This is a genomic window from Polycladomyces subterraneus, from assembly GCF_030433435.1.
GTDB lineage: Bacteria > Bacillota > Bacilli > Thermoactinomycetales > JIR-001 > Polycladomyces > Polycladomyces subterraneus.
This window is the reverse complement of record NZ_JANRHH010000032.1, coordinates 1-8,583: the sequence shown is the minus strand read 5'-3', so window position 1 is coordinate 8,583 and position 8,583 is coordinate 1. Positions and strand designations below refer to the sequence as shown.

At 44.6% G+C, this 8,583-nt stretch carries 10 protein-coding genes and 3 pseudogenes; 10 read left to right on the top strand and 3 right to left on the bottom strand.

The window, feature by feature from the left end:
* Positions 1 to 302: 302 nt before the first annotated feature.
* From NWF35_RS07910 to NWF35_RS07900, 3 genes and pseudogenes are all read right to left on the bottom strand, one after another.
* Positions 303 to 647, bottom strand: a pseudogene (locus NWF35_RS07910) (PIN domain-containing protein); the annotation flags it as partial.
* 66 nt (positions 648 to 713) lie between these two features.
* Positions 714 to 992 carry an AbrB/MazE/SpoVT family DNA-binding domain-containing protein gene (locus NWF35_RS07905; RefSeq protein ID WP_301238513.1) on the bottom strand — a complete coding sequence of 93 codons (279 nt, stop codon included), beginning with the start codon at positions 990 to 992 and terminating at the stop codon, positions 714 to 716.
* Between the two features lie 12 nt (positions 993 to 1,004).
* Positions 1,005 to 1,205, bottom strand: coding sequence for a hypothetical protein (locus NWF35_RS07900; protein WP_301238512.1), 201 nt, complete (start codon positions 1,203 to 1,205; stop codon positions 1,005 to 1,007).
* A 272-nt stretch (positions 1,206 to 1,477) separates the two neighbouring features.
* Between NWF35_RS07900 and NWF35_RS07895 the strand changes: the two are divergent.
* From NWF35_RS07895 to NWF35_RS16945, 10 genes and pseudogenes are all read left to right on the top strand, one after another.
* A pseudogene (locus tag NWF35_RS07895) lies at positions 1,478 to 1,714 on the top strand (ArsR/SmtB family transcription factor); the annotation flags it as partial.
* A 54-nt stretch (positions 1,715 to 1,768) separates the two neighbouring features.
* Positions 1,769 to 2,209, top strand: a complete 441-nt coding sequence (locus NWF35_RS07890) for an SRPBCC family protein (RefSeq protein ID WP_301238515.1) — start codon at positions 1,769 to 1,771, stop codon at positions 2,207 to 2,209.
* Positions 2,210 to 2,273: 64 nt separating this feature from the next.
* Positions 2,274 to 2,694 (top strand): annotated as a pseudogene (locus tag NWF35_RS07885) (excinuclease ABC subunit UvrA); the annotation flags it as partial.
* A gap of 65 nt (positions 2,695 to 2,759) precedes the next feature.
* Positions 2,760 to 3,224 carry a DUF8821 family protein gene (locus NWF35_RS07880; RefSeq protein WP_301238511.1) on the top strand — a complete coding sequence of 155 codons (465 nt, stop codon included), beginning with the start codon at positions 2,760 to 2,762 and terminating at the stop codon, positions 3,222 to 3,224.
* Between the two features lie 514 nt (positions 3,225 to 3,738).
* Positions 3,739 to 4,011 carry a hypothetical protein gene (locus NWF35_RS07875; protein ID WP_301238510.1) on the top strand — a complete coding sequence of 91 codons (273 nt, stop codon included), beginning with the start codon at positions 3,739 to 3,741 and terminating at the stop codon, positions 4,009 to 4,011.
* Positions 4,012 to 4,641: 630 nt separating this feature from the next.
* Positions 4,642 to 5,139, top strand: a complete 498-nt coding sequence (locus tag NWF35_RS07870) for a DinB family protein (RefSeq protein ID WP_301238509.1) — start codon at positions 4,642 to 4,644, stop codon at positions 5,137 to 5,139.
* Positions 5,140 to 5,347: 208 nt separating this feature from the next.
* Positions 5,348 to 6,778, top strand: a complete 1,431-nt coding sequence (locus tag NWF35_RS07865) for an IS4 family transposase (protein WP_301238508.1) — start codon at positions 5,348 to 5,350, stop codon at positions 6,776 to 6,778.
* A 260-nt stretch (positions 6,779 to 7,038) separates the two neighbouring features.
* Positions 7,039 to 7,740: a thermonuclease family protein gene (locus tag NWF35_RS07860; protein ID WP_301238507.1), complete on the top strand. Its 702-nt coding sequence runs from the start codon at positions 7,039 to 7,041 to the stop codon at positions 7,738 to 7,740.
* Between the two features lie 20 nt (positions 7,741 to 7,760).
* Positions 7,761 to 8,045 (top strand): hypothetical protein, encoded by a 285-nt coding sequence (locus tag NWF35_RS07855; RefSeq protein ID WP_301238506.1) that lies wholly within the window; start codon positions 7,761 to 7,763, stop codon positions 8,043 to 8,045.
* Between the two features lie 124 nt (positions 8,046 to 8,169).
* Positions 8,170 to 8,583: IS3 family transposase (locus tag NWF35_RS16945; RefSeq protein ID WP_435873857.1), on the top strand; the 414-nt coding region annotated here is incomplete at its 3' end.

The window sequence follows — 8,583 nt, the reverse complement described above, 5'->3', positions numbered from 1 at the left end:
ATGAGGTTCCAGTGGCGAACCAATCACTCCCACTGGGTAAAACCATGAGAGTGAGTGAAAAGGAACTAGCGTACTGGTAACAGGTACGCCGCCCATGTGGGTACATACGGCAAGAAACGTAGAACTGCATGGGATGGGGTGATGACACACCCCTTAGCTTGAGGGTTGCTCGAAACAGAAATGGACTGAGGGCTTTTACCACTCAAGAATCCCACGGCTTTAGCAGTGTGGAGTGTCAAATATCCCGCCCATTGTCGTAAAAGAAAAACCCCCGGCGTCAATCTCTGAGGGTTTTTTCTTGTTTAGCAAAAGTCCCGCATGAAGTCCGACGGCATGTAGACGGCTATGTATTCCCTGATTTCGTCAGTGTGAAAGTCCTTGTCTCCAGTTATGATGATATCCGCTTTTCCTTTGATCGCTGATGCCAAAATGGGTTTATCGCCTACGTCTCGGATCTGTGGTATGTAAAAGTCGATTTCCCCTGGATTGGGTGTATGGATGAGTTCGAAGCGGAGCCGGGACAACAGGCAGCCCCACTCCGTCAGCGCTTCCGGTCGTTTCCGCTGTAGCACTCGAGATATCTCATTGATGCTGTACGTGCAGATTAATAATTGATGGTCCGCTTGGATCACGTCCAGCATCACCGAAACGGGAGCACGCCCCGGGAAATGACAGCGGAAAACAACACGTTTGTGTCCACGAGTACACGCATTTTATTTGTCTTTCCACTCATCATACATTTCCCTTCTTACTCGCTTCAGCTCCTCGAACATTTCCTCCTCCGTGACGCCCGCCTCCGCCAGCTTGCGCGCTATCTCATTCGCGTAGTCCTTCCAATTCGCTTTGCGCAGGACCAGTTTTCCTTTCTCCTCCTCCCATACAACACTGTCCCCTTCCTTCAAACCGTACTTTTCCCTTAGCCCCTTCGGGATCACAACCTGTCCACGGGAGGAAATACGGGACGTGCGGTCGTCGCTCAGTTTGACCGACATAATCTTACCTCCTTAAATGGCCAAAAAGGTTGGCCTACAGCTTTGTAATAATCGGGCAAATGGGACATTTCGGGCTTCAAAAGCTTTACTTACCGCACTGTATCTGACTGCCTCCACGACGTTGCTGTCAGTAGAAGTTTGTAAGGCGGAAAGCAGCACATGCGCCTGCTGAGCAATACAGTTATATTGATGGTTTTGCAGAAACGGTTCCATGTTCCGTATCCCTCCATTTCATACTTAGTTATTTGGGGTATCGCCAACAATTTAAAAAAATCATACGCTAAACAACCAGAATGAGGCAAACAACGCCGATGTTCGCTGCAGTCGTTCAGACCTTCCATTAATTTTCGGTGCAGATCCTTCGAATGAAGGTAGTCATACAGGGAGATACTAACAAACACCTAACGATTGACAGGACACTGATTAGTGTCCTAAAATAGGATACTGATCAGTGTCGTTTTGGAAATTGTGGATTGGGGAGGGTGATGTTGACAGATAAAAGTCAATTGCGGGATGTTTATCACGCCATTGCCGATCCAACTCGGCGCAAACTGCTTCGTCTCTTGGCAGATGCAGAAGAATTGCCTCTCCATGCGTTAACGGTTCACTTTCAAATGGGTCGTACAGCGGTTTCCAAGCATTTGGCGGTCCTCAAAGATGCCGGTCTCGTAACCAAGCGAAGAGTCGGCAGGGAAACGCTGTACCGGCTGAATGCCGCTCCGTTAAGGCAAATTCAAGATTGGGTATCTTATTACGAGAAATTCTGGAAAGAAAGAATGATCGTTTTAAATCATTTACTACAGGAGGAACAAAAAAGGAAATCCCTGTCACTAGATTTTCACTTTAAGAGTCCAATCGAGAAGGTGTGGTTCGCTTTAACGGATTCGAATACTCTTTCGAAATGGATGTTTTTCAAAGAGAATGATTTTAAACCGGTCGTTGGACATAAATTTCAGTTTCGGACGGAGCCGACAGAAGGGTGGAACGGCATTATAGATTGCGAAGTCCTCGAAGTGGACGAGCCTCATCGGTTATCGTACACATGGGTAAGCCTTGGGGAAAGCAATAAGGTTACTTGGACGTTGAAACAGAATGAGGATGGAACTACTCATGTGCATCTCGATCAAACCGATATCAGTTCGGAGCAAGCACTCCAAGGCGCTAAGTATGGCTGGACTAACATGTGCGGACAGCTTGAAAAGCTGTTGGAACAATGAGCGAATCTAATCAGTAGTATATCGTGGTCTCGGGCGCAAAGGAAAACAATCCGTCCGCACCTTTCTGCCGCGTATTCCGCAACCGGTGCAGACGCGATCGAAAATCTTAGCATGGCTGTTATTGTGGATCAGAAGAGGCTGGGCGGCGGTTCCCATTCCACGTTGGGCACGATTACCGATATCTCGCCTCTTCTCTCAGCCTTCTCTCTCCCGAGTGGGTCAGCCTTATGTCGGACCAGCAAACATGTTTTCTTTTACGATCCACAAGGCATGTGTCCGGAGTGCAACGGGACGATCGCAGCATGTGTGTCGACATGAGTAAGGCACTGGACAAGTGAAAGTCGTTGAATGAAGGGGCAATCATGCTGCCGGGGTATACGGTGAACAGCATGGATTGGAACATGCTCGTGCAGTCGGGTCCCTTCGATCCCTACAAGAGGCTGAGTGATTATTCGGAGGAAGAACTGGAACAACTGCTTTCAGGAAGCAAAGACAGCAAGAAATGTGATTCCTGTTGTTAGGAAATAAAGAGATAAAAGGAGCCGTGGAAATGTCCTATATCGTTGATTTTAAAAATGTGTCTACGGTTGGTTTAGAGTCTTCACCTGTAGCAGAAGCGCTTGCTGGTTTACGTGCTAATGAAGCCCGTTACTTTATGAACAAATACAAGCATGAATTTACGGTTGTACCAGCTGGCGAAAGTCGGGAGACACTTGATTATGTAAACCGAATTTTGAAAGAAGAACGTGATATTGAGTTTGCGGCCAAACCTTTAGAAACATCGCGTTTTCAAGTGGAAAATATCAAATGGGCCTACGTCTTTTATGAGGATGGTCTTGTGGTCAACGTCATGTATTCGGTTGATGACCCTAAGAAGCGGGCCGTTGGTTTTAAGCTTTCTGAGGGGATGGAGGTACCAAAGGAATTAGAAGGGAAATTTAAGTTTGCTAGGCAGAAGTCTAAACTAGCTGGAACAATTCGTGGCTCATTTTTTGTAATTAAGGGAGAATATTAAAGTAAGCAAGAGTGCAAATTGGAGGAATCGAACCAAACAGGGCTTCCCCATCGTTATCCCGTCGGAACGGCATGTTCTGCCAGTTCCATTTTTCCATAGGCGTTTAGAAGGCATCATATTGGACAAACGGGGGCTTATGTTCAACAGTGACACCTGTCCAATCCTGCATTTTTATGCAAAACGCGGTATATCGGAGCGCCGCGTTTTTCTGCATTATTGAGTTGCGGAAAACAGCAATACCGAGAAAAACGAGGATTGAAGCCTACATCATAACTGGAAATAGGGGCGTGTTTTTGAAGGTCTCCAAAAAACAAAAAATCACCGCTCACGGCCGAAAATCCATTTTTATGGAAGGTCCGGAAACCTGTCTTGATATGAACGACACCTGTCAAGCCCCGTGTCGTGGTGAGGTTGAAAGCCCGGCCCGAAGGCAAGGTTCGTCAACGGTTAGCACACTGATATACGCGGGTTGGTTACCGCATTTCGTACCTCCGTCAAGGGGCTGCCTCGGACTATGTACGTGCGTAAGGACCATTTTGGCCTTGCACGGGATATTATGGGTAAATTGATTGCCTTGTCAAATATAGCGAGGAAAAAAGTGAATAGGGAAATAACCAGCAAAATAAGGAGACGCCGAATTGAAGATAGGGTTCGGCAAAAAATAGTTAAGACATCCGGTGTTGATTTGGTTGCCATTTTGCTGGGTGATGAAAAAGAAAAGCGGAAATATGAGATGTTGATGGCACAACATCGTGGGGAAAATGATGATTTTGGGGATCTGGAATGATTGAACGACCAGGGACTGTTTGTACAACAAGAGGCGGCTCCTGGCATATATTGGGGTAGAAGGAGCATCCGTCGATTTTGGTATCATCTCCCTAGCAACTGGAAAACGGTAACTAGAAGTATAGGAGTCGGAACTTATCTACCTGGTTGCTGAGTCAAACACCCTTAATTTGGTTAGGTGAAGGACTCAAAAAGGGGTGAAGTTCCACTTCCATAATGTTTTTCGGCACTTTTCATGGCTGAAATTCCACTTTTTGTATAGATGGCCCCAAAATCGGCGTTCGCTCCTTCTACCCCATGCCTATCAAGTTAAAGTTTTATAGTACCCCCAGAACGAAATTTTGGGCTTTCTTGTAACAAAGAAGCTCATTTTCTCGTTTTGGGGGTATCCATTTTGCTTAGCTTGATGGGCATGGGTACTACCCCAGCACGGGAGTTAGATAAAAAACAAAAATAATTATTCTGAGCCTCTATAGGGGTTCGGGGGAGATACATGTAATTTTAGGACATAAACTTTTCTATATCTGAGTACATTTATCGGTGGGTACTCCTTCTGGCCGCATGTGATACTATGTTGTAACTATCAATTTAATTTTTAGTCGTTACATATTTTTATTTCAGGAGGAATCGTATGGACAAGAAAGCATTTTTACTGCACGGATGGGAAATTGGTTACGACAAAGAAGACTGGTATCCGCCGTTGGCCGATACGCTCAAAGGCGTTACGGCGGAGCAAGCGAATTGGAAGCCTGAAAGCGCGCCGATCCATACGATCTGGGAGAACGTTCGCCATTTGACGTTTTACAAGGAATGGTTCCTGAAGTTTCTAACGGGTGAAGAAACCGAGTATCCTCAAGGTTTGACAAACGACGACACATTTGCCGTCACTTCCGTGGAACCGTCCGCTTGGGAAGAATCTGTTAAGAAACTGGACGACGTACATCAATCGATTCGCAACATCATTGCTGGGTACAGCGATTACGACTTGGAGCGCGAAGTTTCGAAACACCCTGTCGGCATGTGGTTATACAGTCTCATTCTTCACGATGCGTATCACACCGGACAAATCATACAAATCTGCAAACTTCAAGGATCTTGGCCGGCTAAGCGGTCATACGGACAATCCTGAAATAAATTCACGGCGATAAACAGAATCCTGGGACAATAATCCCAGTAGAGGAAAAGTGAAGACGCTGAGGGGCTGCCTTGCATCTGGCCCTATATTTCGCTTTTGGTTGCCATACCCCATCGCCATCAAGCCAAGAAAATAGAATAGTCTTAACATCAGAAAAACGCTATTCTTTCTATAGGAATATAGGAAAGGATGGCGTTTCGCAATGAATCTTCCGATTCAACATGAACTAAACCTATTTGCGGAAGAATTACAAAAACATTTATCATCAGCTGCTCTTGAGCAGTTGGCAAAAGAAAAGGGATTCGTTCAAAGGAAGAGTAAATACCGTGCAATAGACTTAGTGACTTTGTGTGTTTGGGTGAGTCGAAATATTGCTAGCACTTCCCTAAACAAACTATGTAGTCAACTAGAAGCTTCGAATGGAGTACTGATGAGCCCTGAAGGGCTCAATCAACGTTTCAATAGTCATGCAGTGAAATTTCTTCAAAGCCTGTTTACTCTTTTGTTGAAATCAGAAATAGGATCAATAACCCCCATTTCAAGCAAGCTTTTATCACTGTTTCAGCGTATCCGCATTCTTGATTCGACGACCTTTCAAATACCAGATTCGTTTAAGGAAGATTATCCAGGAGCAGGAGGTTGTGGTCATACAGCAGGTGTCAAAATTCAATTGGAATATGAGTTACACAGTGGTCAGTTTCTGAATCTTCAAGTGGAACCTGGAAAAAATAATGATAAAACTTTTGGTACAACTTGCCTAGATACTCTTAGACCTGGTGACCTATGTATCCGTGACTTAGGATACTTCTCACTCGTGGATCTGGATCAGATGGATCAAAGGGGTGTTTTCTATGTGTCCCGTCTAAAGCTCAATAACAAGATATACAAAAAGAATCCAGCTCCCGAGTATTTTAAAGATGGATCGATCAAGAAACAAACGGAATATATCCTACTAGATTTAGAAGAGATCATGAATGACATGCAACCAGGTGAAACACTGGAGATTCCAAATGCTTATATCGGCAGGGACAAGAAACTACCTGCTAGAGTCATCCTCTATCGACTAACGGAAGAACAAGTCAAGAAAAGAAGAAAGGACCAAGCCTATAAAGAGAAGAAAAAAGGAATGACATACTCAGAGCGTAGCAAACGTTTGACTGAAATCAATACATATATCACCAACATCCCTTGGGAACTTGTTCCGAAGGAACAAGTTCATGACCTATACTCGCTGAGATGGCAGGTCGAGATTCTGTTTAAAACTTGGAAATCGATTTTCAAGATCGATCACTGTAAAGACATTAAAAATGAACAAATGGAATGCTATCTCTATGGTCAGCTGATCGCTATCTTCTTATGCTCTTCTACCATGTTTCGCATGAGAGAACTCTTGCTTCGCAAGAAGCGTAAAGAGTTGAGTGAATACAAGGCCTTCTATATGATTCAAAGCTATTTTTTATTGATTCATCAGTCGATACAAGAAAACACCCAAGAGTTATCAAAGATTCTGATTCGCCTCTTCTATTTAATAGAAAAGAATGGGCGAAAATCTCACCGCTATAAGAAAAAAACAGTTTTTGATATTCTGGGTGTCGTATACGATTATACTAAAAAGACCGTCAAAGCTGCTTGATTAAAAAAACAATATACCCTCCGGTTTGTTCGGCACATTCAACTACTGTATAAATTAAACTTTTATAAAAGTAATATCCATTCATCTTTTTTGTATCAGCTTAACTTGATGGGTTTGCCGCGATCTAACCACTTCACTTGAACCACCCCATAATTATATTATGGGAATATATGTTCGTTTTATAAGCGGTAATTCCTTACTACCAATCAAAAGGTGTTTTTCGACACCAAAAAGAAATCATAGGGAGGGAGGGCTGTGGAATGAAGAAATTATTTACCTTGATATTGTCGGTCATGCTCGTTTTGACGGGCTGTGTTGGTCAAAAAAATGCCGCTGATTCTGCCTCTCCCAAACAGTTTCAATCTGTACAATTAGTGGAGGCAGTGGACGGTGACACCGCACAGTTTAAGATTGACGGGAAAGTGGAAACGGTTCGGTTTCTTCTTATCGATACACCTGAGACGCATCACCCGAAGTTAGGAAAGCAACCACTGGGACCTGAAGCAAGTGCATTTACCAAAAACCTACTGACCCATGCAAAGCACATCACCTTGGAGTTTGACGTTGAAAAGCGTGACAAATACAACCGTATGCTTGCTTACGTCTACGCCGACGGGAAAAGTGTTCAAGAGGAATTATTGAAACGAGGTCTTGCCCGCGTTGGTTACATATATGAAAGCCGTCGGCACCTTGCTGAGTTTCGGAAAGCGGAGAACGTCGCCCGAACGAAGCACATTGGTATCTGGCATTGTCCTGGGTATGTCACTGATGACGGATTTGACCCCGGAAAATGGTGTGCAAGTATACTCCCTGCTCCAGTGAAAAAACCCGTCGGTGACGTAGATTGTACCGATTTCAAAACAAAGGAAGAAGCGCAGTGGTTTTTTGAAATCCATCAACCCGGTGATCCATACAAGCTGGATGGTGATCATGATGGTATCGCCTGCGAACAGTTACCATGAAGAATGGGAGGCAGTACAGAATGGATCAACATCAACTGTTAAGGAAGCTGGAGACCCTGGAGGCTGACGATCTTTTGATCTTTCCTTTATCCCGTTCGTCCGCTCGGATTGATGTGGGACGCACTATCGTTGGCACTGAGCTTGGGTGGATCGTGACGATGGACGGGAAGTCACCTTTCATTGCTAGAAACGCTGAAAAGGTGGTTGAGTACCTGCTCACGCTTCGTCCGATCAAAGAGCTCGCTATAAGCACGAAAATACGGGTTGACCAGGCGGATATGGAGGAGATTGGATTTTTGATTTAGGCCCGTCAGAGGCCAAAATTTTGGGGCTGTGAAAGTGCTAAAAGCCGGGGTTTTTGAAGTGCCCCCCTTAAAGTAGACACGCAATAAAAAGTGTGCGTAAATCTACTTAAAAGGGGGGCTTTTCATGGCCAAAAAGGGGCAAAAGTTCCGTTCGTTCAGTCAGGAGTTTAAGTTGAAAGCAGTCAAAATGTATCATGAAGAACACAAGGGCGTGGAAACCATCGCCAAGGAATTGGGATTGCCATCCCATTCGTATGTGAGAAGATGGCTAAAAGCCTATGCTGCGGAAGGTTTGAAAGATCAACGGTCAATGCCGGCCAAAGAAGGTAATGATCATGAAATCAAACAGATCCTTTCATTGGAGTACCACAGGCTGAAAGGGATATACGGATACCGAAGAATGCGGATTCTTTTGAAGCGAAAATACGGAATACACGTAAATCACAAGCGTGCGTACCGCCTGATGAAGCTTTTGCAATTGCAGGCTGTCATTCGGAGAAGAAGACCCTACACGCAATATTCATCGTACGGTAATGAA